This window comes from Streptomyces sp. NPDC088254 (assembly GCF_044740925.1).
In the GTDB taxonomy this organism is placed as follows: Bacteria; Actinomycetota; Actinomycetes; order Streptomycetales; family Streptomycetaceae; genus Streptomyces.
Genome location: NZ_JBIURQ010000002.1, coordinates 760,570 through 785,644, shown reverse-complemented (window position 1 = coordinate 785,644; position 25,075 = coordinate 760,570). Strand labels below are relative to the sequence as shown.

Genomic DNA, 25,075 nt, shown 5'->3' with positions numbered 1-25,075 from the left:
TCCTCCGGGCGCTTCCCTTCGGTCTTGCGTTTCCGACTCTATCAGATCTTTTTCCGATCCGATTTCCTCGGTGCTTTCCGGTTCCCGCTCTCGCGGTTTCCCTTCCGGCGTTTCCGACTCTATCAGATCCTTTCGGCCCTGATTCCCAGTCAGAGGGGGGTGTCGTCCCGGCTGTTGGGCCGTTCCGACGTCTCAAACCTTAGCGGATCCGCCTCGGCGAGTGCTAATCGAGTCGATCGAAAGGATCGAGAGCGATCAAGCCGCCGAATGCCCCATCGAATGGAATTCGGGCGCGCCGAATTCGATCCCGTTGGGAGATCTTGCTGTGGTGTGAGGTGCCGCTTCTGCGGCGGAGGTGCTACCAGGGAACCGTTACGGCTCCGTGGCAACCCGAAGAACTCTACGGATCGACCCGGGGGATGTCAAGCATCCCTGTCAAGGTCTTTTCGGCGAGGTCAGTCGAGGTCGCGGAGACGCCCGCCGGCGTCGGGCTGGGCGTGCTCCACCCGGCGCAGGAGCCTGGTCAGCACCTCGCCCAGGGCGGTGCGGTCCGCCGCGGTGAGGTCCTGGAGCAGGTCCTCCTCGAAGACCGTCGCCGATCTCATCGCCTCCAGCCACTTCTCTCGACCCTCCTGCGTCAGCTCCACGATCACGCGGACCCGGTTGGTCTCGTCCCGCTCCCGGGTCACCAGTCCTTCGGAGACCATGCGGTCGATCCGGTGGGTCATCGCGGCCGGCGTGAGACCGAGTCGCTTGGCGAGGTCGCTGGGACCGAGGCGGTACGGGGCGCCGGAGAGGACGAGGGCCTTGAGGACCTCCCAGTCCGTGTTGCTCATGCCGAGCGCGGCGGTCTGGCGGCCGTAGGCGACGTTCATGCGGCGGTTCAGGCGGGACAGCGCCGACACGATCTTCTCGACCTGGGGGTCGAGGTCCTGGAACTCGCGCTGGTAGGCGGCGATCTGCTCCTCGAGCGTCGGTTCGCCGTCGAGGTCTGCGGTGTCGTCGGGGGTGTCGCCCATGGCCGCCAGTATCGCACGGGGCTCGTTCGCGTCGAAGTTCTCGAGACTGTACTGTTTAGCTTCGAAATTTATCTTCGAAGTCTTCGGTTGTAAGTCCTTGGGTCAGCCATCTACTGGCTGACCCCTGTCTTGAGAGAGGTGAACGTGACCAGGGCGATGGGCGCAGCGATGCGCCGGATCCACGTGGGCAACGCACTCAGCGCGTTCGGGCTCGGCTTCACGGTCCCGTACCTGTACGTCTATGTGGCGCAGGTGCGGGGCCTGGGGGCCATGACGGCGGGGCTGGTGCTCGCCGTGTTCGCCGTGGCCGCGCTGATCGTGCTGCCGTTCGCCGGTCGGGCGATCGTGCGGCGCGGCCCGCTGCCGGTGCTGGTCGCCGCCCTGGTCACCGCCGCCGTGGGCGCGCTGAGCCTCGGCCTCGCCGGCGACGCCACCGCCGTCCTGGCCGCCGCGGGCGCGCTCGGGGCGGGGCAGGCCGTGATGCAGCCGGCGCTGGCCACGATGATCGTGGACTGTTCCAGCGCGGAGACCCGGTCGCGGGCGTTCGCCATGCAGTTCTTCCTGCAGAACCTCGGGCTGGGCGTGGGCGGGCTCATCGGCGGGCATCTCGTGGACGCCACGCGGGTGTCGTCGTTCACGCTGCTGTTCTCGATCGAGGCGGCGATGTTCCTGCTGCTGGTCGTGGTGATGGTGACAGTGCGGATGCCGCGCGCGCCGCGGGTCGAGGACGCTCCGCGGGGATCGGCGAAGGGGAGCTGGAAGCAGCTGCTCGGGAACCGGGCCATGGTGCAGCTGTGCGTGCTGGGGTTCGTGCTGTTCTTCGCCTGCTACGGGCAGTTCGAGTCGGGGCTGAGCGCGTACGGCGTGGAGGCCGCCGGGATCTCGACGTCCGCGCTGGGCACGGCACTGGCCGCCAACACGGCGATGATCGTGGTCGCGCAGTTCGCCGTGCTGAAGTTCGTCGAGCGGCGCAGGCGGTCGCGGGTGATCGCGGCGGTGGGGCTGATCTGGGCCGTGGCGTGGGTCGCCGCCGGGTTCGCCGGGCTCGGGCACGGCAGCCAGGAGATGGCGACGGCCGCGTTCGTGTCGACGTACGCGCTGTTCGGGCTGGGTGAGGCGATGCTGTCGCCGACCGTCGCTCCGCTGGTCGCCGATCTGGCGCCGTCCGGGATGGCGGGTCAGTACAACTCGGCGTTCGCCCTGGTGAAGCAGTTGGCGCTGGCGGTGGGGCCGGCCGTGGGCGGGCCGATGGGCGCCTCGCTGCACGCGCCGTACGTCGTGACGTTCCTGCTGTTCTCGCTGGGGATCAGCGTGCTGGCGCTGCGGCTGGGGCGGCGGCTCACCGTGGCGCAGGACCAGCCGTGGCAGGCGCGCAACCGGGTGGTCGCCCGGGGCGGGGCCGCAGCGGAGCCGGTGGCCGCCGAGGCGTGAGGCAGGGCAGCAGCCGGGCAGGGGCGGCCGTCGTCATGGGCGACGGCCGCCCCTTTTTCCGTCAGTCGGCGGCTTTGGGCAGCAGGAACTCGCACCACACCGCCTTGCCGCCGCCGGGGGTGCGTCTGCAGCCCCAGTGGGAGGCGATGGTCGCGACGATCGCGATGCCCCGGCCCGACTCGTCGCCGGGTTCGGCGAGGCGGCGGAGCGGGAGGTGGTCGTCTCCGTCGGTGACCTCGATGATCAGGCGGCGGTCGGTGCGGCGCAGGCGCAGGCGCATCGGCGGGGTGCCGTGCTGGAGGGAGTTGGCGACCAGTTCGCTGGCGGCGAGGACGCCGAGGTCGTGCAGTTCGGTGGCGAAGCGCCAGCTGGTGAGGACGCCGGAGGCGAAGGCCCGCGCGCGGGGGGCGGCTTCGACGCCGCCGAGGAGTTCCAGGGCCGCGTTGCGGAAGAGTTCGCCGTCGGCGCCGGTGCGGTGGGGGTGCTGGAGGACCAGGACGGCGACGTCGTCGTCGTGGTCGGCGGTGACGCCCGCGGAGCGGACCAGGCGGTCGCAGACCACCTGGGGGGTGCCGGTGGCGCCGGCCAGGGCGCGCTCCAGGGCGGCGATGCCGTCGTCCAGGTCCTCGTCGCGCCGTTCGACCAGGCCGTCGGTGTAGAGGACGGCGGTGGAGCCGGGGCCGAGGGGGACGGTGCCGGAGGCGTGCATCCAGCCGCCGGTGCCGAGCGGGGGGCCGGTGGGCTCGTCGGCGCGACGGACGGCGCCCTTCTCGTCGCGGACCAGGATGGGCAGGTGGCCGGCGGAGGCGTAGAGCAGCCGTCCCTCGTTCGGGTCATGGACGGCGTAGACGCAGGTGGCGATCTGGTTGGCGTCGATCTCCATGGCGAGGCCGTCGAGGAGCTGGAGGACCTCGTGCGGGGGGAGGTCGAGGCGGGCGTAGGCGCGGACGGCGGTGCGGAGCTGGCCCATGACGGCCGCGGCGCGCACTCCTCGGCCCATGACGTCGCCGATGACGAGGGCGGTGCGGCCGCCGCCGAGGGTGATGACGTCGTACCAGTCGCCGCCGACGGCTGCCTCGGTGCCGCCGGGGTGGTAGGTGGCGGCGATGCGCAGATCGTCCGGTTGTTCGAGTTCCTGGGGGAGGAGGGAGCGCTGGAGGGTGACGGCGGTCTCGCGCTGGCGGCGTTCGCTGGCTCTGAGGCGGTCGGCGGCTTCGGCGTGGTCGGTGACGTCGGTGGCGAAGACGAGCACGGCGGACTTGCCGCCGTCCTCGGTGACGGGGGTGCAGGTGAAGGTGTAGTTGCGCCCGTCGGGGGCTTTGCGGGACTTCAGGGTGCGGGGTCTGCCGCTGCGTTGGGCCTGGTCGAGGAGGGGCATGAGGCCGAGGTCGCGCAGTTCGGGGAGGGCTTCGGCGGCCGGTGGGCCGGGGTGGCGTGTGCCGAAGGCCGCCGCGTAGGCGTCGTTGACGTAGGCGAGGCGATGGTCGGGGCCGTGGACGAGGGCGACGAGGGCCGGGACGCGGTCGAGGACCTCACGGACCGGGAGTTCGTCGACGGCGGGGGCCGGGGGCGGTTCGCCGGTGAGTCGTTCGGCGCGGGCCGCGGGCACGGAGCCCTCGCCCCGGCGGTCCGGGGTGGTGACCGTGTGCTCGGCTCGCGCGGCGGCGCGGCGCTGCGTTCCGGGGAGCCGGGCGCTCCAGCGCGTGAAGTTCACGAATCCTTGCCTCGCGTAGTCGTCGGCGGCCGGCTCCGGGCCCGGCCTGGGCTCCGGGGGCCGCGCGGCGGTGCACATCGTCGCAGCACCCGGGTGTTGCAGCAGAGAGGACGGCCTGGTGGTCGGGGATGGGCGGTGGTCCGCCGGGGCTCGGGAAGCGGGATGCAGTCTGGCAGTGCGGCCGCCGTCCGGACCGGCATTCGTCAGACGTGGGGGTGGTCGATGGAGTTCCTGATCCGGCTCAGGACGACCCCTTCGGGTTGCCGGATGACTTGCCGGAAGGCTTTCCTCCGGCAGCCAGTTCGAACTCCGCGCGCGGGTGTTCGAGTGAACCGAGGGAGACGATCTCCCTCTTGAAGAGTCCCGCCAGCGTCCATTCGGCGAGCACGCGTGCCTTGCGGTTGAAGGTCGGGACGCGGCTGAGGTGGTAGGCGCGGTGCATGAACCAGGCGGGGTAGCCCTTGAGTTTGCGTCCGTAGACGTGGGCGACGCCCTTGTGCAGGCCCAGTGAGGCGACCGAGCCGACGTACTTGTGGGAGTACGTGCGCAGGGGCTCGCCGCGCAGGGAGCACGCGATGTTGTCGCCGAGGAGCTTGGCCTGCCGCAGGGCGTGCTGGGCGTTGGGGGCGGTGACCTTGCCGGGTTCTGCGGTGACGTCGGGGACGGCGGCGGCGTCTCCCGCGGCCCACGCGTGCGTGACGCCGTCGATCGTCAGCTCGGGGGTGCACTCGAGGCGGCCCTGCGCGGTCAGGGGGAGGTCGGTGGCGGCGAGGAGCGGGGCGGGTTTGACGCCGGCCGTCCACACGACGGTGCGGGTGGGGAAGCGCGCGCCGTCGCTGAGGACGGCGACGCGGTCGGCGCAGGACTCCAGCCGGGTGCCGAGACGGACGTCGATGTTGCGGCGGCGCAGTTCGCTGACCGTGTAGCGGCCCATGTCCTCGCCGACCTCCGGCAGGATCCGGTCGGAGGCCTCGACGAGGATCCACCTCATGTCCTCGGGCGTGACGTTGTGGTAGTAGCGCGTGGTGTAGCGGGCCATGTCCTCCAGTTCGGCGAGCGCCTCGACGCCGGCGTAGCCGCCGCCGACGAAGACGAAGGTGAGGGCGGCGTCGCGGATCGCGTGGTCGCGGGTCGAGGAGGCGATGTCCATCTGTTCGATGACGTGGTTACGCAGGCCGATGGCCTCTTCGACCGTCTTGAAGCCGATGGCGTGGTCGGCGAGCCCGGGGACGGGGAGCGTGCGGGAGACGGATCCGGGCGCGAGGACGAGCTCGTCGTACGTCAGCCGCAGCGCGCCGGTGCTGTCCTCCTCGCTCGCGAGGGTGCGCACGGTGGCGGTGCGCGCGGCGTGGTCGACGGCGGTGGCCTCGCCGACGATGATCCGGCAGTGCGGCAGGACGCGGCGCAGCGGGACGACGACATGGCGGGGTGAGACGGCGCCGGCGGCGGCCTCGGGCAGGAACGGCTGGTAGGTCATGTACGGGTCGGGGGTGACGACGGTGATCTCGGCCTCGCCGCGGCCGAGTTCCCGTTTCAGCTTCTGCTGGAGCCGCAGGGCCGTGTACATCCCGACGTAGCCGCCGCCGACAACGAGAATGCGCGCACGTTCCTTCACCATCCCATGACGCACCCGTCGCCGGAGTTTGTCCACAGGCCCGGCAATTTGTGTGACCGGTTCCGTGGCGCGCGGCGGGTTGGCCGAAACACCGGCGTCCCTGACAGATGTGCAGGTCAGCGTGGGTGCGCTGGGGGGCGGGAAGGGGCGCAATCGGGACGTATACGACCCGTGCTCCGATCGGGGGGCGCTCCGTGCGGAACCTGCCCCTTCTGAATTGACTGCCTCTCAACTATGTTCGTGTGTCGACGGGGTGTCAGGGGGGAAGCGCTCGTCGGGTCCGCAGCGAGCGGGTCCGCCGGTCGCGGTCCCCTCTTCGCGCACCCCGGCTTTCGATGGCGGGGAGTGTCTCCGGGGGGAGACGTCATTACCGGGGGATCATTCATGCACATTCAGGACACGCATTGGTCGTCCGCGTCCGCCCTTGCACCCGGCGGCGCGGTGAGCGCGGCGGTGGGCAACGGACGCGGGGACGGCCCGCGGACCACGCCGCTGCGCGTGGACGCACAGCGCAATCTCGAGCACGTGCTGCGCGCGGCTCGTGAGGTGTTCGGCGAGCTGGGCTACGGCGCGCCGATGGAGGACGTGGCGCGCCGCGCGCGGGTCGGCGTCGGCACGGTGTACCGGCGCTTCCCCAGCAAGGACGTGCTGGTCCGGCGGATAGCCGAGGAGGAGACCTCCCGGCTGACGGACCAGGCGCGGGCGGCGCTGGGACAGGAGGACGAGCCGTGGTCGGCGCTGTCGCGCTTCCTGCGGACGTCGGTGGCGTCGGGCGCCGGGCGGCTGCTGCCGCCGCAGGTGCTGCGGGTCGGGGTCGCCGAGGACGGCGACGACGCGCCCGCCGCGGATCTGGCGCGGGTGCCGCAGCAGCGGTCCCAGTCGGCCGCGGGTGAGCTGCGGCTGGTGTCCGAGGCGAGCTCGTCTTCCGTCCTGGACGACGCCGGGGCGGCGGCGCTGCTCGACGTGGTGGGCCAGCTCGTGGAGCGGGCCCGGGCGGCGGGCGAGCTGCGGCCGGACGTGTCGGTGTCGGACGTGCTGCTGGTGATCGCGACGGCGGCCCCCTCGCTGCCGGACGCGGCGCAGCAGGCGGCGGCTTCCGCCCGCCTGCTGGACATCCTGCTGGAGGGGCTGCGGTCGCGGCCCTCTTCCTGACGGGTTGCTCCGATCGGGTGATTGTGGGGCGAGGGCGTTTCGGCGTTCCCGCCCCGACCCGCACTTTCGGGTTTTCGCGCGGCCGGGGAGCCGACTCCGGTGTGGCACTCTGACGCCGTGATCGGGACCGGTTGTGCGGGCGGCGGGGGCTTTGCGCGATGAGCGTTGACGGGCGGGACGCCTCACAGGACGACGGTGACGTACGGGCCGGGGGGCGGATCTCACCGCGGGCGCCCGGCCGGGACGGACGCGCGGGGGTCTTCTCCGCGGGCGGTGTCCCGCCCCAGCGCGAGCGGCGCGACGGCGACATCCCGCCGCCGCGGGAGACCCCGGCCGACGGCGACCTGGTCGCCCGGATGAGCGCGGGCGACGACACGGCGTACGAGGAGCTGTACCGCCGTCACGCCGACGCCGTACGCCGTTACGCGCGCACGTGCTGCCGCGACGCCCACACCGCCGACGACCTCACCGCCGAGGTCTTCGCGCGGATGCTTCAGGCGGTGCGCGGCGGTTCGGGCCCCCGGCACGCCGTACGCGCCTATCTGCTGACTTGCGTCCGGCGCGTCGCCGCGGGGTGGATGCAGTCGGCCAGGCGGGAGCAACTCGTCGACGACTTCGCGGTGTTCGCGGAGCGGGCGGCCCGCTCCGCCGAGGCCGCCGGGCACGACACCCTCGACGAGGGCGCCGACGTGAGCGCGATGCTTGAGGCGGAGCGGTCCATGGCGATGCGGGCCTTCCGCTCGCTGCCGGAGCGCTGGCAGGCTGTGCTGTGGCACACCGAGGTCGAGGACGAGTCGCCGAGCGAGGTCGCCACGCTCTTCGGCCTCGACGCCAACGGCACGCGCGTGCTGGCCAGTCGGGCCCGCGAGGGCCTCAAGCAGGCGTATCTCCAGGCTCACGTCAACGCCACCCTCATGAGCGACGAGGAGTGCGCCCGCTACGCCGACCAGCTCGGCGCCTACGCCCGCCGCCGCCTGCGCACCCGGGCCGAACGGGGCCTGCGCAGACACCTGGACGAGTGCGCGAGGTGCCGGCTGGCGGCCCTGCAACTCGACGAGGTCGCCGGCACGATCCCTGCGGTCGTCCCGCTGGCTGTACTGGGCTGGCTCGGCGCATCGGGCTACGCCAAGGCGGCGGCAATCCTGGCGGGGGGCGCGGCAGCGGGCGGGGCAGGCATGGCAGCGGGCGGGGGTGGTCTGGGCGGGGCTGCCGTAGCGGTTGGGGGCTCTTCGGCGGCGGGTGTCGGGGGAAGCGGCGCGTCGGCCGGGGCCGCAGGGTCCCTCACGAGCGGCGGCACCGGGGCTGGCGCCGCTGGGCCACTCGCGAACGGCGGCGTGGGGGCCGGTGGGGCCGTCAAGGCCGGTGTAGCCGCCGGGGTGGTTGCCGTGGCCGCCGTCGCGGTGGTCGTTCTCGCGCTCGTCGGTGACGACGGTTCCGGTGAGCGGCCTGAGGCGACGCCCTCCGTCTCCGCGCCGGTCGTTCTTCCGGAGGAGGTCACGCCCAGCCCGGCACAGCCGCCGCTCACGCCCTCGCCGACGTCCGGCCGCCCGTCGGTGGCGCGGGAAGAACCCCTTTCCGGACCTGCGGAGATCCTTCCCGTCCACGCGGTCGAGCCCACGCCCATGCCGACCACCGCCGAGCCCTCGGCGGCCCCGGTGGCACCGCCGCCGTCCCCTGCAGCCGAACCGACCCAGACCCCGACGCCCACCCCCACACCGCCCCCGCTCGCCCCGGCTCCCTCCGTCTTCCGGTTCGGCGAGCTCGACTTCGACGTCGTGGGCGACGGTTCCCGCCCCGAGATCCGGCTCGCCCAAAGCAGCTGGGTGTGGCGGCGCGACTGGGGAGTGACCGTGCACGGCGACTCCTCGGTGACCGTCGAGCTGAACCGCGCCTGCACGGCGTTCGACGCCCTGGTGGGCGTGGACGACCTCACGCGGAACCTCGGCGGCGTCTCCTTCGCCGTCCACGCCGACGGAGTCCCGCTGTGGACGTCCGGTGCGCTTGAGGACGGCGACCCCGCCGTACCCGTCCATGTGGACCTCGCCGGCCGCAGGACCGTCCGGCTGGAGGTCGAGCCGCGCGGCGGCCTCGGCGCGGTGGTCCTGGCCGACTGGGCGGAGTCGCGGTTCACCTGTTCCTGAGGGTCACCCGCCGGAGGACACCGCCCGCCGCTGCGGAGCGATCCCCGCCGGGACCGCGCGGGAGCGGGCCGGGGTGCCCGTCCAGCAGGTGCCCCTCCTGGCGAGGAGGCGGCGCAGCCACAGTTCGAGGGAGACGAGGTCGGCGAGACCGTCCAGCGGAAGGGGTTCGCCCGCGGCCGCCCCGCGCAGCGCCTTGCGGACCACGCGGGCCTCCACCAGGCCGGCTTCGGCGAGAAGGGGCGCGTCGAAGAGGGCGAGCAGCGGGTCCGTGGCCATGCGCAGGCCCGCTCGGGCCGCCGCCGCGGTGGAGGCCTGGGAGGGCGCGCCCCAGCCGGTCGGCAGTTCGGCGACGCCGGCCCCCTTCAGCACGGTGCGCAGGATCGCGGCCCGCGCCCCGGGCTGCACGCGCAGGGTCTCGGGCAGCGCGCGGCAGGCGCGGACGACCTGGTTGTCGAGGAACGGCGCGTGCAGCCGCTGGGAGCGCAGCTCGACGGCCTGCTCCAGGATGCGCAGGTCCGCCGCGTACCGGGCCAGCGCCGCACGCGCGCGGTAGTCGCCTGGGCGCTGGCCGGGCCCCACCCCGGCCCGGTGGGCCGTGCTCTGGAGACGAACCGATACTTCAGCGAGCGCCTCGCCGGTCAGCCAGCGTGCGGCGGGCCCCGGTCCGCCCCAGGCGAGGGCCGCCAGCGAGGCCCCGACGGCTCCGGCCGCGTCCCCGGGGTCGTCGAAACGGCGGTGCAGGAGCCGGTCGGCGAGGTTCTCCACGCCCGCCCGGTAGGGCGTGCGGGCGAGTCTTCGGGCGGCGCCGTACACACGCGCGGGGACGAGCACGGAACCGTCCGCCTTGGTGAGGGCGGCGACGGGGCGCACGAGGTGGCGTCTCTTGCGGTCCATCAGCAGGTCGGCCAACCGCGCCGGGTGGGCGTCGAGGACCTGCCGGGCGCCGTACCCGGTGAAGTGGTCGGCGCTGCCCGCGGCGAGGCGCGCGCGGTGCCGGGCGGCGGTCACCAGGCTCGCGCCGGGCTCGTCGGTCAGCGGCCCGTCGAGATCGGCGTACGGCAGGGTCTCCTCGCCGCCGGGGACGACAACGTGGTGCAGGCGCGGGCCGGCCGCGAGGGCACCGGCGCGCTCCAGTTCCGCTTCGTGGCCGCCGACGGCCAGGTCGTTGAAGGTGACGGCCAGCAGACGTTCACCGGCGCCCGTGCCGTGGCCCAGGACGGTGCCCGGCATGCCGGGCAGGCCGGCGGCGAGCAGCGCGAGGGTGGTGGAGGCGGGGCCGCCGGAGAGGTCGGCGCCGATCCCCGGCACGGGCATCCCGCGCGCGGCGCGTCGCTCGGCGGGCCCCATTCCGGGCACCGGCCCGGGATCGATGTCGGGGACGTGGCGCGGCGCGGACAGACGCGCGCGTACCGCTTCTACGAGCGCGTCGCGTACGGCGTCCACCGCGCTGTCGGGGTCGACGGGGGCGGCGGCCACGGCGAGCGAGGCGACCTGCTCGTACCCGGCGATCTCGCGCGCCCCGGCGCGCAGGATGAGCGCGTGCCCCGGCGGAATCCGTCGTACGCCGTCGTAGGGGGTGGAGTCGTGGACCGCGGCCGGGACGTCGGGGGCGGCGAGCAGGGCGGCCAGGTGGCCGAAGTCGAGGTTGGCCTCGATGAGGTCGGCCAGCGGCAGGGCGGCCGTCGCGTAGGCGGTGCCGCCGGCCCAGGGGGTGTGGAACACCGGGCGCGCGCCCGCCAGATCGCCGCAGACGGTGATGCGGCGTCCGACCTGGACGACCGCGGTGTAGCTGCCCGGCCAGGCCGTCAGATGCCGAAGTGCCCCTCCGCGCGCGGCGAACAGGCCCACGCGCAGCTGTTCGTCGGTGGCGCCGCAGGTGCCGAGGACGGCGACACGGGTCTGCGCGTCGGCGCGGACGACGCGGACCTCGTCGGGGCGCCAGTCGCCGACCGCCCACAGCGGGTCGGGGTCGCCCCACAGGAGCCGGGAGCCCACGGGGTGGAGGGTCTCGCCGTCGTGGCCGATCCGTCCGCCGTCCTCGCCGGCGTAGACCTCGGGACCGCCGTAGCCGTCATGACGTCCCCTTCCGGGGCCGCCGCGGCCGCCGACGCTCCCCGTCCCGGGGGCGCCGGGGCCGGTGGCTCCCGTGGCGGCGCTGCTCCATCCCACCAACCACCGCATCGACGCCTCCACAGGCTGTGGACAACCAGTGCACCGTACGAACGGTTCACATGCTGCCACGAAGAGCACGCCGCAGAAGGAGGTGACGCCGCTTGCGATCCCTGGAAGTGCGCCCCTGGCGCGCCCCCGCGCCGACCGGGAGCGTTGCGCGAACTCCCGCGCGGGGAGCGTCGGCAGTCGCACACGCCCCGGCGTGCGCGACACGAATGCGCCCCCTGTACGCTCCCTCAAACCGCCGCGTGCGCCGTCGATTTCCATGGTGAGAGGCGCGAACACCAGCGGAACACAGGGTCGATTTTCAGCCAAATCCGGCACGCGCAAAGGCTCTTGACGCAGCCTCGCACACGCTCCGTACACAACCGCGCCCTCGGCCGGACGCGCCGATCCGGAGGGCGGAGAACGCCCCCCGGACCGCTACGCCGCCCGCGGGGATTGTGGCGGCGGCATCCCCCAGCCCACTGGATCCAGTACAGCGGGCCGACCCACGCACGACCATGGAACCGCTCTCCCCCGGGCCACAGAAGAGCGCACGGGCGGGCGCACGGCCACATGGCGGGAGCACGCCGCAACCGTCCGTGCCGACGCCCGCACTCGCGTACGGACCACAATCCCGCCAACCGGAAGAATGCCCCTTAACGCTTGGGATGCGGCGAACTACGCTGGGTTTACGAATGCCGCGTGGTTATGCCAGCGCGGCAGCCGTCTGTGTCGAGGGGTGGCGCAATGTCCAGGGAGCAACGCGGGCCGAACGAAAAGCTCGGCGCCGTTCTCGCCCTCGCGGGAATCAGCAACGCCGGACTCGCCCGACGCGTCAACGATCTAGGGGCCCAACGCGGGTTGACGCTCCGCTACGACAAGACGTCCGTCGCGCGCTGGGTGTCGAAGGGCATGGTGCCCCAGGGCGCCGCGCCGCACCTCATCGCGGCCGCGATCGGGCAGAAACTCGGCCGCCCGGTGCCGCTGCACGAGATCGGCCTCGCGGACGCGGACCCCGCGCCCGAAGTCGGCCTCGCCTTCCCCAGAGACGTCGGCCAGGCGGTGCGCTCGGCGACCGACCTGTACCGCCTCGACCTCGCCGGCCGGCGTGCCGGCACCGGGGGCATCTGGCAATCGCTGGCCGGTTCGTTCGCAGTAAGCGCGTACGCGACGCCCGCCTCACGGTGGCTGATAACCCCGGCCGACAGTTCGGTGGCGCGCGAGGCGAACTCCGGCGACGGCTCCGGCGCACCGCTCAAGGTCGGCCACAGCGACGTGCAGAAACTGCGCGAGGCCGCCGAGGACGCCCGCCGCTGGGACTCCAAGTACGGCGGCGGTGACTGGCGTTCGTCGATGGTGCCGGAGTGCCTGCGCGTGGAGGCGGCCCCGTTGCTGCTCGGCTCCTACTCCGACGAGGTCGGCCGGGCCCTGTTCGGCGCCTCCGCCGAACTCACGCGGCTCGCCGGCTGGATGGCCTTCGACACCGGCCAACAGGAAGCCGCCCAGCGCTACTACATCCAGGCGCTGCGCCTCGCGCGTGCCGCCGCCGACGTCCCCCTCGGGGGCTACGTCCTGGCGTCCATGTCCCTGCAGGCGACCTACCGCGGCTTCGGCGACGAGGGCGTCGACCTCGCGCAGGCCGCCCTGGAGCGCAACCGGGGACTGGCCACGGCCCGCACGATGAGCTTCTTCCGCCTGGTCGAGGCACGCGCCCACGCGCGCGCGGGGGACGCCCCGGCCGCCGGCGCGGCCCTCAAGGCCGCCGAGAGCTGGCTGGAGCGCGCCCGCGACGGCGACCAGGACCCGTCGTGGCTCGGCTTCTACTCCTACGACCGCTTCGCCGCCGACGCCGCCGAGTGCTACCGCGACCTGAAGGCGCCGCGCCAGGTGCGCCGCTTCACCGAGCAGGCGCTGTCGAAGCCGACGGAGGAGTTCGTGCGCTCGCACGGGCTCAGGCTCGTCGTCTCGGCCGTCGCCGAGCTGGAGTCCGGCAACCTCGACGCCGCCTGCGAGCAGGGGGTGCGCGCGGTGGAGGTGGCCGGGCGGATCTCCTCGGCGCGCACCACCGAGTACGTCAAGGACCTCCTGCACCGCCTGGAGCCGTACGGCGACGAACCGCGCGTGGTGGAGCTGCGGGAAAGGGCCCGGCCCCTGCTGATGACTCCGGCGTAGCGCTCCGTCGAGCGTGGCTCGAGGCGCTGTACCTCTCGGCGTTTGAAGTGACTGTCAGTGGCGCAGGGCACTATCGGAGGCGGAGGTGGTGCAGGTGGTGGCGTACGACTGTGATGTGCTCGTCGTCGGTGGCGGCATCGTCGGGCTGTCGACGGCGCACGCGATCACGCGGGCCGCGCCGGGGACACGGGTGACGGTGCTGGAGAAGGAGCCCGGACCTGCCCGGCACCAGACGGGGCGCAACAGCGGGGTCATCCACAGCGGGATCTACTACCGGCCCGGCTCGCTCAAGGCGCGGTACGCGGTGCGAGGCGCCGCCGAGATGATCAAGTTCTGCGCGGAGTACGGCATTCCGCACGCTGTCACCGGCAAGCTGATCGTCGCCACCGACCGGGCCGAGCTGCCCCGGCTCCACGCGCTCGTGCAGCGCGGCCGGGAGAACGGCATCCCGGTGCGTGAGCTGGGCCCCGCCCAGATCACGGAGTACGAGCCGGAGGTGCGCGGGCTCGCCGCCATCCATGTGCGCACGACCGGCGTCTGCGACTACACCGCGGTCGCCCGGCAACTGGGCGAGGCGTCGGAGGCGGAGATCCGCTACGGCGCGCGGGTCGTGCGGGTCGACCGTCGTCCGGACCGGGGCGTCGCCGTGCGCACCTCACGTGGGGACGTCGTCCGCGGGCGGGTGCTGGTGAACTGCGCCGGCCTGTACTGCGACGAGGTCGCCCGGCTCGCCGGGGACGAGCCCGAGGTGCGGATCGTGCCGTTCCGGGGGGAGTACTACGAGCTGGCGCGGCCCTCTCTGGTGCGGGGGCTGGTGTACCCGGTGCCGGATCCGGCGTTTCCGTTCCTCGGCGTGCACCTCACGCGCGGGATCGACGGCGAGGTGCACGTCGGCCCCAACGCGGTGCCCGCGCTGGCCCGGGAGGGGTACGACTGGGGTGTCGTCCGCCCCCGGGAGGCGGCGGCCACGGCGGCCTGGCCGGGGGTGTGGCGGATGGGCCGGCGGCACTGGCGGTACGGGGTGGGCGAGCTGCGGCGGTCGGTGTCGAAGGGCGCGTTCGTCGACGCGGTACGGCGGCTGCTGCCGGCGGTGGAGGAAGCGGACCTGGTGCCCGCGCCGGCCGGCGTCCGCGCCCAGGCGGTGCTGCGGGACGGCACCCTGGTCGACGACTTCCTGATCCGCGAGACCCCCCGCACGATCCACGTACTGAACGCCCCCTCTCCCGCAGCAACAGCCTCCCTCCCGATCGGCCGAGAGGTAGCCCGAAGAGCCCTCGACGCACTGGGGACGTTGTGAGGGGGTCCGCCGGGGCTCGGGGCCCGGTCTGCTGGGTCACCGGGCAACGGGCCGGCGCGGGGCGCGGCGGGCCGACCGGCTGCGAGCCGTGAGCGAGCCGGCCGCGCCCCGGCGAGCCGGGAAGCTGCGGCCCCGATGAGCCGGCGTGCTGCGCACACGGGAGCGGACCTGCTCCGGGCTCCATGAGTCCGGGCTGCCGAGCTGATCTGCGCTGCCCTCCCCGCGGCCGCGGGGGGCCGGCCACTGCGGCCCGGGAAGTCGGCCGACTGCGGCCCCGTCAGTCGGCCGGCTGGAGAATTCCGTGCGCCGGCCCGGATGGCGTCTGGGAGCGGGCCGCGGCCGCCGCCTGTCGCGGGGCGACCGGTGTCGTGCCCTCGTGGGTGGCGCCAGCCCGGTCGCCTCGGGGCCCGCGTGCCTCGTGGTGGCACGTAAAATCGATCCACTGTGTCTGATTTCCTGAGCTCCGAGTCCTCCGCCCACGGTCATGCCCCGGGTGAGTCCGTCCGGCACACGCGGGCCAAGGGCGAGCCCCGTTTCCCCGACGGGCCCAAGGCCGATCCCGCCGGTTCGCACTTCGAGCGGCGGATCCGCAGCTTCCAGCCCCGCCGGAGCAGGGTGACCGCCGGTCAGGCCGACGCGCTGCAGCGGCTGTGGTCCAGGTGGGGCCTCGACATCGACGGCCGGCCCCTGGACCTGGCCGAGCTGTTCGGCGACGACGGTCCCGTCGTCCTGGAGATCGGCTTCGGGATGGGCGAGGCCACCGCGCAGATGGCCGCCGCCGACCCGGACACCAACATCCTCGCGGTGGACGTGCACACCCCGGGCCAGGGGAACCTGCTCGCCCTCGCCGACCGCAACGGCCTGGCCAACGTGCGCGTCGGCAACGGCGACGCGATCATCCTGCTGCGCGAGATGCTCACCCCGGACTCCCTCGCCGGGCTGCGGGTGTACTTCCCCGACCCGTGGCCCAAGAAGCGGCACCACAAGCGGCGCCTCATCCAGCCGGAGTTCCTCGACCTCGCCGCGACGCGACTGAGGCCGGGCGCGCTCGTGCACTGCGCGACCGACTGGGAGCCGTACGCGGAGCAGATGCTCGAGGTCCTCACCGCGCACCCCGAGTTCGAGAACACCAGCCCGGACGGCGGTTTCGCGCCACGTCCCGACTTCCGTCCGCTCACCCGTTTCGAGGGACAGGGGCTGGACAAGGGTCATGTGGTGAACGATCTGCTCTTCCGCCGCGTACAGCACGGGGAGCGCGGGGATCACTGACCGGCCGAAATCCCCTACACCGCCGTCCTCTCGCTCGTTAGGGTCGATGCCGTGGCCATCAGTCCGCCGTTTCCGCCGTACCCGCCGGACCCCGGCACAGCAGCCGAGGGCAGTGGGCTCCGACACGCGCACTGGTGGCAGCACAAGTGGGTCCGCTACGGCGCCCTGATCACCCTGCTCGCGCTGTCCGGACTGGTCATCCTGGCCCTCGTCCGCGAACAGACCGGCACGCAGGGCTTCCTGGTGGGCCTCGGGCTCGCGATCCTGCCCGTGCCGCTGCTCATAGCCGCCTTCCGCTGGCTGGACCGGGTCGAGCCCGGCCCCTGGCGGAACCTGATCTTCGCGTTCGCGTGGGGGGCGTGCGCGGCGGCACTGATAGCGATCGTCGCCAACAGCTTCGCGACGAGGTGGATCGCGACCTCGACCGCCGACCCCTCCAGCGCGGACACCCTCGGCGCGACGGTGATAGCCCCGGTCGTGGAGGAGTCCGCGAAGGCGGCGGCCGTGCTCCTCGTCTTCCTGTTCCGACGACGGGACTTCACCGGGCTCGTGGACGGCGTGGTGATCGCCGGCGTCACCGCGACCGGCTTCGCGTTCACCGAGAACATCCTCTACCTGGGCACCGCGTTCGGCACCGACCAGCTCAGCGGCGACAGCGGCATCGCCTCCGTGACCGCGGCGACCTTCTTCGTGCGCGTCATCATGTCGCCGTTCGCGCACCCCCTGTTCACCGTCCTGACCGGCATCGGGTTCGGTATCGCGGCGCTGTCCGGAGAGGGCCGGCGGGTGCGCAAGGTCCTCCTCCCGCTGGGCGGGCTGCTGCTCGCGATGGGCATGCACGCCCTCTGGAACGGCTCGTCGGTCCTCGGCGCGTGGGGCTTCTTCGCGGTGTACGGGGCGTTCATGGTGCCTGCGTTCGGCGTGCTGACCTGGCTGGTGGTGTGGACACGGCAGCGTGAGCTGGGCACGGTCCGCGAGGAGCTGCCCGCGTACGCGGCGGCCGGCTGGATCACTCCGGCGGAGCCGTACGCGCTCGGTTCGATGCGGGCGCGCCTGCTGGCCCGCAAGTACGCCCGGCAGCACCTCGGCAAGCCCGCCGCGCGGACGGTCGCGCAATACGAGGCCTACGCGACGTCGCTGGCGTTCCTGCGGCACCGGGGGCGGCTCGGCCGGGCCGGCGCCGACTTCCTCTCCCGGGAACGGGAGCTGCTCAACGAGCTGTGGCGGCGCAAGGACGTGGCCCGGCCCGCGCTGGAGCACGCGGCCCGTATGACGGCCCCTCCGGTACCGGTGACCGTGCCGCCCTGGCCGGTCCACGGGATGTACGGGCACCAGGCGCCGGGACCGTACCCGCCCCCCGGACCCGTACGACCCGGGTCGTACGGGGGCTACGGGTCGCCCGCGGGTCACGGGGCGGCCGGCGGATCCGGGTCGTACGGGTCTCACGGGGCGCCCGGCGGACCCGGGGCGCACGGAGCACCCGGCGCCTACGGGTCGTACGGGGGACAACACCCGCACGCCGTCGGCCCCACGGGACAGCCCGGGTACGCCGGACAGCCCGGTTACGCGGGACAGCCCGCACCCGTGGGCGGGCCCGGATACGCCGGTCACGCCGCGCCTCCCCCTTCGGGGCACCCCGCGCCCTCAGGACACGCGAGCTCCCCAGGACACAGAGGGCTTCCGACCCACCCGGGCCACACTCCCTACGGGTGACCCCCGGGGAACGGCACCCGCATCAGGCAGGCCTGACGCTCCACCGCGGCTCACGCCACTCCGGGACCGCTCACGCAGAAGCCTCCGTCAGCCGCGCGACCTCCGCGTCCGTCAGTTCCAGTCCGCCCACCGCGAGCAGCGCCGGCAGCTGGTCCACCGTCCGCGCGGAGGCGATCGGCGCGGCCACCGTCGGCTGGGCGGCGAGCCAGGCCAGGGCCACCGTGGCGACCTCGGCGTCGTGCGCCCGGGCGATCTCGTCCAGGGCGACCAGGACCCGCCGGCCCCGCTCGGTCTCGAGGTGCTTGGCGGCGCCCTCGGCCCGCGCGCTGTCGACCGTCGCGCCGGGCCGGTACTTGCCGGTGAGGAATCCGGAGGCGAGCGAGAAGTAGGGGACGGCGGCGAGGCCGGCCTCGGCGGCGGTCTCCTGCAGCGCGCCCTCATAGGTGTCGCGGGAGACCAGGTTGTAGTGGGGCTGGAGGGCCACGTACCGGGCGAGTCCCTCGCGGTCGGAGAAGTCCAGGGAGGCGCGCAGGCGCTCGGGCGAGATGTTGGAGGCGGCGATGTGCCGCACCTTGCCCGCCTTCACCAGCTCGTCGAGCGCGCCGACGATCTCCTCGACGGGCACCTCGGGCTTGTCGAAGTGGGTGTAGTAGAGGTCGATGTGGTCGGTGCCGAGGCGGCGGAGGGAGGCGTCGGCGGCGGCCTTGATGTTGGCGGCGGTCAGCCCCTGGTAGTCGGGGTGCTGGCTGACCTTCGTCGCGACGACGACGTCGTCGCGGTTGCCGCGCGCCCGGAGCCACTTGCCGATGAGCGTCTCGGACTCACCGCCGCTGTTGCCCTCGACCCAGGCGGAGTAGGAGTCGGCGGTGTCGATGAAGTTGCCGCCGGCGGCCGTGTAGGCGTCCAGGACGGCGAAGGTGGCCGCCTCGTCGGCGGTCCAGCCGAAGACGTTGCCCCCGAGGGCCAGCGGGAAGACCTCGAGGTCGGAGGAACCTAGCTTGCGCAGAGAAGTCATGCCTCACTTCAACGCGAAGGCCGGAGGTGCGCATTCCGCACCTCCGGCCAAGAGTTCGCAAACGTCAGGGAGACCTCAGGGGTTGAGTCCCTTGTCCCGCAGCCAGGCCGCCGGGTCGATGCCGGAGCTGCCGCCGCCGGGGTGCACCTCGAGGTGGAGGTGGGCGCCGGTGACGTTGCCGGTGGCGCCGACGCGGCCGATGACCTCGCCGGTGGTGACCTTCTGGCCGACGCTGACGCTGATGGAGGACTGGTGGGCGAACCAGATCTCGGTGCCGTCGTCCAGGGTGAGCACGGTCTTGTACCCGTACGACCCGTCCCAGCCGGCCGAGGTGATCGTGCCGCTGTGCACGGCCTTGATCAGGGTGCCGGTGGGGGCGGCGAAGTCGAGCCCGGTGTGGTGCCCGGAGGACCAGTAGGCGCCGGCCTCACCGAACGTGGAGGTGAGGGTGTACGAGGAGGTCGGCAGCGTGTACTGGCCGGCGAGCTTGGCCAGGCGCGCGGCCTCGGCCTTCTCCGCGGCTTCCTCGGCGGCCTTCTGCTTCTCGGCGGCGGCCTTGGCCTCCGCCTCCTGCTTGGCCTTCGCGGCGGCGTCGGCCTGGGCCTTGACGGCAGCCGCCTTGGCGGCCGCGGCCGCCTTGGCCTCGATCTGGGTCTGCTGCGACTCGGCCTGCGCCATGATCCGGCTGCGGAGCACCTCACCGGCGTCGGCGGTGCTCTCGGCGACGGTCTGGTCCGCGGTCGCGGTGGCCACCGGCTCGGCGGCGACGCTGCCGAAGGCGGCGAGGGCCGGTGCGCTCTCCTGGGGGGTGTCATCGTCGGAGATGAGGGAACCCACGGAGGGGAGGTCCGGCAAGGAGATGGAGACCGGCGGCTTGCCGGTGTTGGCGCTGGCCATGCCGGCGCCGCCGACGGCGGCGATGACGCCGACGCCGAGAACGGTGGAGCTACGGGCGAGTCCGCCGCGCTGCTTGGCGACACGATGCCGGCCGCGAACCGGGCGAACGGACTCCGCGGTGGGGTTCCATTCCTCCCAGGGGCCCTCGTCGGTGCGGTAGCTGCCATAGCCGAACGTCTGGCTGGGCACGGAGGGGGCTTCTGCGGCAGGCCGGTTGGACGCCACGCGGGCGTACTCCTTTCCTTCCGTCGCCTACCGGGTTAGCTGACGGGTTCGGAGCGGGAAGGTCTCCTACGCGCGTAAACCGGCCGTTGTCATACGGCGGCTTCGCGTGATTCACCCCATGGTGGTGGTTCCCCGGTTCCCTTGCGGGATTCGGCGCGTGCGCACGGAGCCGACTCTTGTGTCGGCTGGGACGACCGCGCTGCGTTATCGAACGTTAATAGACTCAGGGGCATGTTTCCAAGCCGTTCTTCTTGATCAACAACATTTCTGGCCTGGACGTTCTCCCCATGAGCGGTGAAAAACGGGCGAGTTGACCGTCCCTCCGCCCCTACGGGTCTCTCCTGCACCGGACACCCCAGGTCACGGGCGCCCGGACGCCATGCGCAGGGCGCTCATACGGTCACCTCGCGTGACGGCGATCAAGGGAATCATCCCTCCCGGGCGGTACGCGGGGTAGACCTCTGGAGGGAGACGCACCGAGGGCCGGAATCCAATGGATTCCGGCCCTCGGCCTTCAGTAGCGGGGACAGGATTTGAACCTGCGACCTCTGGGTTATGAGCCCAGCGAGCTACCGAGCTGCTCCACCCCGCGTCGGTATGACACCAGTGTAGACCATGCGCGGGACCCCCAATGACCACCGCCCGGATCAGGGGCGCTCAGGGCCCCGACAGACCCGACACCGGGGTGCGCTCAGGGTGCCGTCAGGTGACTGTTGGGAACTTCGGCGCGCTCCTCGTACTCGGGCAGCACCAGCACCTCCACTCCCGCGGACGCCAGCAGCCCGCTGCCGTCGGCCCTGCGGACGAAGGTGTCGGGCTCCCGCCAGGCCGTCACCACACGGCGGACGCCCGCGTCCAGGATCAGACGGGCACAGGGGGCCGGCCGGGAGGAGCGCTGCGCGCAGGGCTCCAGGCTGCTGTACACGGTCGCCGTGGCCAGCCGGGGATCCGCGGGGTCGATCTTCGCGAGGGCCGCCTCCTCCGCGTGGACGACCGGGTCGCCGCCCTCCCGCGAGTGACCGCGCGCCAGCTCCGTCCCGTCGGCGGCCACCACCACCGCGCCCACGCTGAACGCCGTCCGCGACGGCGGGCAGGCGGCCGCCAGCTCGCAGGCGAGGGCCAGCCAGTGCCGGTCGGCGGCGACGGGCAGCGGTCCGGTGCCGGGCGCGGTGGGCTCGTAGCGGGTGAGGACGACGTCCTCGATGCGCCGCGTCTCGACCAGTCGCAGCCGTCCGCCCTGATAGCCGCCGGGCCCGAAGAGCCGGGGCGCGTCGGCGTCGCCGACGAAGAGGGGGGCCAGGACGAGCTGGATCTCGTCGGCGAGGCCTTGCTGGAGGAGCTGAGTGTGGATCGTCCCGCCGCCCTCGACCATGAGGCGCCCCACACCCCGGACGTCATGCAGGTGTTCGAGGAGCCGGCGCCAGTCCAGGGCGGGGCCGAGCGGGACGACGTCGGCGGCGATGCCGAGCGAGCGGGCGCGCCCGGCGCCCTCGTCGGTGGTGTAGACGACCTTCTCGCCGCCCGTGTGCCAGAAGTTCGCCGCCGGGTCCAGCTCGCCGGAGCCGCTGACCGTGACCTTGAGCGGGTACTCAGGGCGGCCCGAAGCGACCCGGGCGGCCCTGCGGTCCGGAGAGTTGACCAGGAGCCGGGGGTTGTCCGCACGGATGGTGCCGGCACCGACCAGGATGGCGTCCACCGAGGCGCGCACCTCGTCGACCCGGTCGAAGTCGGCGGGGCTGGAGAGCAGCAGGCGCTCGGGGCCGGTGTCGTCCAGGTAGCCGTCGAGGGAGACGGCGGCGGACAGCAGGACGTACGGGTACGGCATCGCGCGACCTCTCCCTTGGTTCAAGTTTGAAGCAAACTTACACTGGTGGCATGACGACCCGCTGGCTCACCCCCGAGGAGCAGCGCGCCTGGCGCGCTTACGTCGCCGGTTACCTCCTCCTGGAGGACGCCATCGACCGGCAGCTCCAGCAGGAGGCCGGCATGCCCCATCTCTACTACTCCATCCTCGCGAACCTCTCCGAGTCGCCGGAACGCCGGCTGCGGATGACGGACCTCGCCGAACGGCTGAAGATCACCCGCAGCCGGCTGACGTACGCGGTCACCCGGCTGGAGAAGGACGGGCTGCTGCGGCGGGAGGACTGCCGCCGGGACAGGCGGGGAAGCGTCGCGGTCCTGACCGACGAGGGCATGACGGTCCTGGAGAACACGGCGCCCGGCCATGTGGACACGGTCCGGACCTTCCTGTTCGACCGGCTCACACCGGAGCAGGTGGGGCAACTGGAGGAGATCTTCACGCAGGTCACGCGGGGACTCCAGGGTGACGGCGAGGAGAGCCCGCCGGAGGACCTCCCGTGGCGCCGCCGGTCGTCGCCGTGCTCCGGAAACGAGTGAGGCCGACCGGGCACGAGTGAGGCCGGCCGCTCGCACCCGTGCCCCGCATGGCCCACGTCACAACCGGCCCCAGTTGCTTCAAAGTTAAAGCATGGGATAGCGTCAGGCTCGGTCGATCTGCTTCAAATCTGAAGCATCCGTTTCCCGGACCGGGAGGACCCGCATGCCCGACACCCCTGCCGCCACCCCGCGAGCCCGCGTCCGGGTGCCGCTGCGTTTCGGCGACGGATACTCCGTCGACGCCGAACTGGTCACCTTCCACGGCCTGGCCGACGGCCGGGAGCACGTCGCCGTGGTCCTCGGCGACCCCGGCCCCGTCCCCCTGGTCCGGCTGCACTCCGAGTGCCTGACCGGCGACGTCTTCGGCTCCGCCCGCTGCGACTGCGGCCCCCAGCTGCGCGAGGCGGTCGAACGCATCGCCGACCGCGGCGGCGTGCTGCTCTATCTGCGCCAGGAGGGCCGCGGCATCGGCCTCTACAACAAGCTCGACGCGTACGCCCTCCAGGACCAGGGCCTGGACACCTACGAGGCGAACGCCGCGCTCGGCCTGCCGGAGGACGACCGCGACTACACGGCCGCCGCCCAGATGCTGCGCGCCCTGGGCATCTCCGGGCTCGACCTGCTCTCCAACAACCCTGACAAGGCAGGCCAGTTGCGAGCGCTGGGCATCGACGTCCTGGACCGGGTGCCGACGGGCGTCTTCACCACCGAGCACAACGTCCGCTACCTGCGGGCGAAGGTCATCCAGACCCAGCACACCCTGCCACTGGCGAGCCTCACCGAACTCAGCGTCGGCTGAACCCCGTAGTACTGCGGGACTAGGCCGTCTCCACGACCCGGAACGCCAGACACACCACGGGCGTGTCGTCCTCCACCGGCGCGCCCTCGGAGTCCCAGAAGCGGCGGTGTCCCGCCCGCCACTCCTCCAGGTCGGCGTCGCCTTCCCCCTCGGCCGCCGCGTGCGCCCAGGTCACCTCGGCGAAGACGGTCCGCTCGACGCCGGTGACCTCGACGGTCGCGACACGCACACCGTCGACGTCGACCAGCGCGAGGCGCTCACCGACGTACTCCAGCCCCTCGGTCTCCTCCACGTACTCCGCGAGCAGCCCGGTCGTGGCCCTCTTCGACCCTTCGAGCACGAGGGAGTTGAGCCGCACCCGCATCTCGTCCGGGCTGCCGAGCTCCAACGCCCGCATACCGTCCACCCGTGGCCACATCGTCGTCTCCTCTGCCCGTAGGGGTCCGGCTCAGGGACCCGGCTTCGTCAGCGGACCCCATCTGCGCCGGCCGACAGCAGCCCGCCGAACGCGGCCACCGAAGCAGCATGATGGTCCCCACACCGACGATCACACCACCGCATAACCCCTACACACCGTGCGCGGTCCCCGAGCAGCTCTCGGGCCACGGCCCGGACCCCGCGTCGAGCCGTAGATCCGCGGATGGGCGCTGAGTCGGTGCACATGGGGGAAGCGTCCTTCCGAGAGGGATCCGGGCGAGGGACCGGAGTTCGGCGTCAGGCGAGGAGATAGGCCGCGGCCCGGGTCGCCTCGGCGGACGCGGCGTCGCCCGGCGCGTCGGCGTACAGATCGGGAAGCTTCGCGTCGCGGTAGCGGTCGAGCAGACCAGGAAGCTCGTCCCGCGACGCCTGCGGGATGCTCCGGGCGGAGGCGAGCGCCGCCTGCACCGCGTCGGAGGCGGTCGCCAACTTCCCGTCACGCAGAGCCCGCCGGGGCTGCCCGATGGGATCGGCGTCCGCAGTGCGTTGTCGTGCACGGCTCGCGCGGCCCGCGTCGGCGAGGACGACACGCCCTTTTCCGCCTGCGGTCCGCGGGCCTCCAGAACGTGTGCCCGAAAGCGACGCATCAGCGCGCCCGTCCCCGAACCTCCCACCCCGGCGACGACGCCCCCCGCCCGAGGCCAGACAGCGTTTCTGGCCCGGACACAGCACCGCACCCAGCCACCCCGAACCCCCGCATCGACCGCCGAAGGCCGGCGCCGATTCACTCGCGAGAGGTAGGCCGTACCACGTGATCAAGCGTCCCCTGGCTGTCCGGTCGGCCCGTGCGCCTCGGCCGAGGCGTCTGCCGAGGCGGCCGAGGAGATGCGGTGGCACACGCGACGAACTCGGTGCTGCCGAGAGGGCCCCGGCGCGGAAACGCAGCAGCGCCCGGATCAGCCGAAGCTGGTCCGGGCGCTGCGCGGCAGGTCGGGGGGAGTGCCTCTCCCCCGCATCCGTAGGCCCTGTGGGACTCGAACCCACAACCAATGGATTAAAAGTCCACTGCTCTGCCAATTGAGCTAAGGGCCCAGGCGATGTTGCCTCCCCGAGCATAGCGGGACGTGGCCGTGTCTCCGATCGGGTATCGGGGACACGGCCCTGTCAGCTGTCGGGAAGGGGAAGGAAACGGGCGCTTCGGGCGGCGTTTTCGCGCGTGGTGAATGTGGAAGGGCCCCGTGACATCTCGTGTCACGGGGCCCTTCATCACTTCAGCCGGACTCAGCCGTTGCGCTTCCAGCGCGGCTTGTCCTCGCGGCGGCCGAAGGAGCCGCCGCTGCGGTGGTCGTCACGGCGGCCGTACGGGCGGTCGTGGCCGCCGGTGCGGAAGCCCGGGCGGTCGTCGCGGCGGTCGCGGTTGAACGGACGGTCGCTGCCACGGTGCCCGCCGCGCTCGTCACGCCCACGGAAGCCGCCCCGGTCGTCGCGGCGCTCGAAGGAGCGGCCACCACGGTCACGGTCGCGGTTGAAGCCATCCCGGTCGTCACGACGCTCGAAGGAACGGCCACCACGGTCGTCCCGACGGTCATCGCGGCGCTCGAACGAACGGCCACCACGGTCACGGTCACGGTCGCGGTTGAAACCG

The 25,075-nt window shown here is 72.9% G+C and carries 18 protein-coding genes, 2 tRNA genes, 1 pseudogene and 1 riboswitch; of the genes and pseudogenes, 10 read left to right on the top strand and 11 right to left on the bottom strand.

Annotated features, from left to right (window positions below; genetic code table 11):
* Window positions 1-455: 455 nt before the first annotated feature.
* Window positions 456-1,019, bottom strand: a complete 564-nt coding sequence (locus ACIOC0_RS10515; RefSeq protein WP_402154337.1) for a MarR family winged helix-turn-helix transcriptional regulator — start codon at window positions 1,017-1,019, stop codon at window positions 456-458.
* Between the two features lie 168 nt (window positions 1,020-1,187).
* Between ACIOC0_RS10515 and ACIOC0_RS10510 the strand changes: the two genes are divergently transcribed.
* Window positions 1,188-2,450, top strand: coding sequence for an MFS transporter (locus ACIOC0_RS10510; protein WP_402154396.1), 1,263 nt, complete (start codon window positions 1,188-1,190; stop codon window positions 2,448-2,450).
* A gap of 61 nt (window positions 2,451-2,511) precedes the next feature.
* Here the strand turns inward: ACIOC0_RS10510 and ACIOC0_RS10505 are convergent, their stop codons facing one another.
* Window positions 2,512-4,164: a SpoIIE family protein phosphatase gene (locus ACIOC0_RS10505; RefSeq protein WP_402154335.1), complete on the bottom strand. Its 1,653-nt coding sequence runs from the start codon at window positions 4,162-4,164 to the stop codon at window positions 2,512-2,514.
* Between the two features lie 241 nt (window positions 4,165-4,405).
* Complete coding sequence (locus ACIOC0_RS10500; RefSeq protein ID WP_402154333.1) at window positions 4,406-5,782, bottom strand: NAD(P)/FAD-dependent oxidoreductase; 1,377 nt, start codon at window positions 5,780-5,782, stop codon at window positions 4,406-4,408.
* Between the two features lie 381 nt (window positions 5,783-6,163).
* Between ACIOC0_RS10500 and ACIOC0_RS10495 the strand changes: the two genes are divergently transcribed.
* On the top strand, window positions 6,164-6,931 hold the full coding sequence (locus ACIOC0_RS10495) for a TetR/AcrR family transcriptional regulator (protein WP_130439470.1): 768 nt from the start codon (window positions 6,164-6,166) through the stop codon (window positions 6,929-6,931).
* A 158-nt stretch (window positions 6,932-7,089) separates the two neighbouring features.
* Window positions 7,090-9,072, top strand: coding sequence for a sigma-70 family RNA polymerase sigma factor (locus ACIOC0_RS10490; RefSeq protein WP_402154331.1), 1,983 nt, complete (start codon window positions 7,090-7,092; stop codon window positions 9,070-9,072).
* 3 nt (window positions 9,073-9,075) lie between these two features.
* On the opposite strand, the gene ACIOC0_RS10485 is transcribed toward ACIOC0_RS10490, so the two are convergent.
* Window positions 9,076-11,253 (bottom strand): asparagine synthase-related protein, encoded by a 2,178-nt coding sequence (locus ACIOC0_RS10485; protein ID WP_402154329.1) that lies wholly within the window; start codon window positions 11,251-11,253, stop codon window positions 9,076-9,078.
* Between the two features lie 723 nt (window positions 11,254-11,976).
* Here ACIOC0_RS10485 and ACIOC0_RS10480 point away from each other — a divergent pair.
* The 4 genes from ACIOC0_RS10480 to ACIOC0_RS10465 all read left to right on the top strand — a co-directional run bounded on the left by ACIOC0_RS10480 (window position 11,977) and on the right by ACIOC0_RS10465 (window position 17,680).
* Entirely contained in the window at window positions 11,977-13,401 is a 1,425-nt protein-coding gene (locus ACIOC0_RS10480; RefSeq protein ID WP_130439466.1) for an MFS transporter, read from the top strand.
* A gap of 88 nt (window positions 13,402-13,489) precedes the next feature.
* Window positions 13,490-14,698 carry an L-2-hydroxyglutarate oxidase gene (lhgO, locus tag ACIOC0_RS10475; RefSeq protein ID WP_402154394.1) on the top strand — a complete coding sequence of 403 codons (1,209 nt, stop codon included), beginning with the start codon at window positions 13,490-13,492 and terminating at the stop codon, window positions 14,696-14,698.
* Between the two features lie 444 nt (window positions 14,699-15,142).
* Window positions 15,143-15,967 (top strand): tRNA (guanosine(46)-N7)-methyltransferase TrmB, encoded by an 825-nt coding sequence (gene trmB, locus ACIOC0_RS10470; protein ID WP_402154327.1) that lies wholly within the window; start codon window positions 15,143-15,145, stop codon window positions 15,965-15,967.
* A 51-nt stretch (window positions 15,968-16,018) separates the two neighbouring features.
* Window positions 16,019-17,680, top strand: coding sequence for a PrsW family glutamic-type intramembrane protease (locus tag ACIOC0_RS10465; protein WP_402154325.1), 1,662 nt, complete (start codon window positions 16,019-16,021; stop codon window positions 17,678-17,680).
* Window positions 17,681-17,750: 70 nt separating this feature from the next.
* Here ACIOC0_RS10465 and ACIOC0_RS10460 read toward each other — a convergent pair whose 3' ends face one another.
* The 4 genes from ACIOC0_RS10460 to ACIOC0_RS10445 form a co-directional block, all read right to left on the bottom strand.
* The gene (locus tag ACIOC0_RS10460) at window positions 17,751-18,695 is read right to left on the bottom strand and encodes an aldo/keto reductase (protein WP_402154323.1); all 945 of its coding nucleotides are present in this window, start codon (window positions 18,693-18,695) and stop codon (window positions 17,751-17,753) included.
* A gap of 75 nt (window positions 18,696-18,770) precedes the next feature.
* Entirely contained in the window at window positions 18,771-19,817 is a 1,047-nt protein-coding gene (locus ACIOC0_RS10455; RefSeq protein WP_402154321.1) for a M23 family metallopeptidase, read from the bottom strand.
* Window positions 19,818-19,824: 7 nt separating this feature from the next.
* A riboswitch (cyclic di-AMP (ydaO/yuaA leader) is annotated at window positions 19,825-19,983 on the bottom strand.
* 352 nt (window positions 19,984-20,335) lie between these two features.
* Window positions 20,336-20,409, bottom strand: a tRNA-Met gene (locus ACIOC0_RS10450).
* A 99-nt stretch (window positions 20,410-20,508) separates the two neighbouring features.
* Window positions 20,509-21,642, bottom strand: a complete 1,134-nt coding sequence (locus tag ACIOC0_RS10445; protein ID WP_402154319.1) for a dihydrofolate reductase family protein — start codon at window positions 21,640-21,642, stop codon at window positions 20,509-20,511.
* A gap of 50 nt (window positions 21,643-21,692) precedes the next feature.
* Between ACIOC0_RS10445 and ACIOC0_RS10440 the strand changes: the two genes are divergently transcribed.
* A complete protein-coding gene (locus ACIOC0_RS10440; RefSeq protein WP_402154318.1) occupies window positions 21,693-22,214 on the top strand; it encodes a MarR family winged helix-turn-helix transcriptional regulator in 522 nt (173 codons plus the stop codon).
* Window positions 22,215-22,377: 163 nt separating this feature from the next.
* On the top strand, window positions 22,378-23,013 hold the full coding sequence (gene ribA, locus ACIOC0_RS10435) for a GTP cyclohydrolase II (protein WP_402154316.1): 636 nt from the start codon (window positions 22,378-22,380) through the stop codon (window positions 23,011-23,013).
* Between the two features lie 19 nt (window positions 23,014-23,032).
* Here the strand turns inward: ribA and ACIOC0_RS10430 are convergent, their stop codons facing one another.
* The 3 genes from ACIOC0_RS10430 to ACIOC0_RS10420 all read right to left on the bottom strand — a co-directional run bounded on the left by ACIOC0_RS10430 (window position 23,033) and on the right by ACIOC0_RS10420 (window position 24,522).
* Window positions 23,033-23,431: an ASCH domain-containing protein gene (locus ACIOC0_RS10430; RefSeq protein ID WP_402154314.1), complete on the bottom strand. Its 399-nt coding sequence runs from the start codon at window positions 23,429-23,431 to the stop codon at window positions 23,033-23,035.
* 296 nt (window positions 23,432-23,727) lie between these two features.
* Window positions 23,728-23,919 (bottom strand): hypothetical protein, encoded by a 192-nt coding sequence (locus tag ACIOC0_RS10425; protein WP_402154312.1) that lies wholly within the window; start codon window positions 23,917-23,919, stop codon window positions 23,728-23,730.
* Between the two features lie 530 nt (window positions 23,920-24,449).
* Window positions 24,450-24,522: transfer RNA gene (locus tag ACIOC0_RS10420), tRNA-Lys, on the bottom strand.
* A 279-nt stretch (window positions 24,523-24,801) separates the two neighbouring features.
* On the opposite strand from ACIOC0_RS10420, the pseudogene ACIOC0_RS10415 reads away from it, so the two are divergent.
* Window positions 24,802-25,075, top strand: a pseudogene (locus ACIOC0_RS10415) (hypothetical protein); the annotation flags it as partial.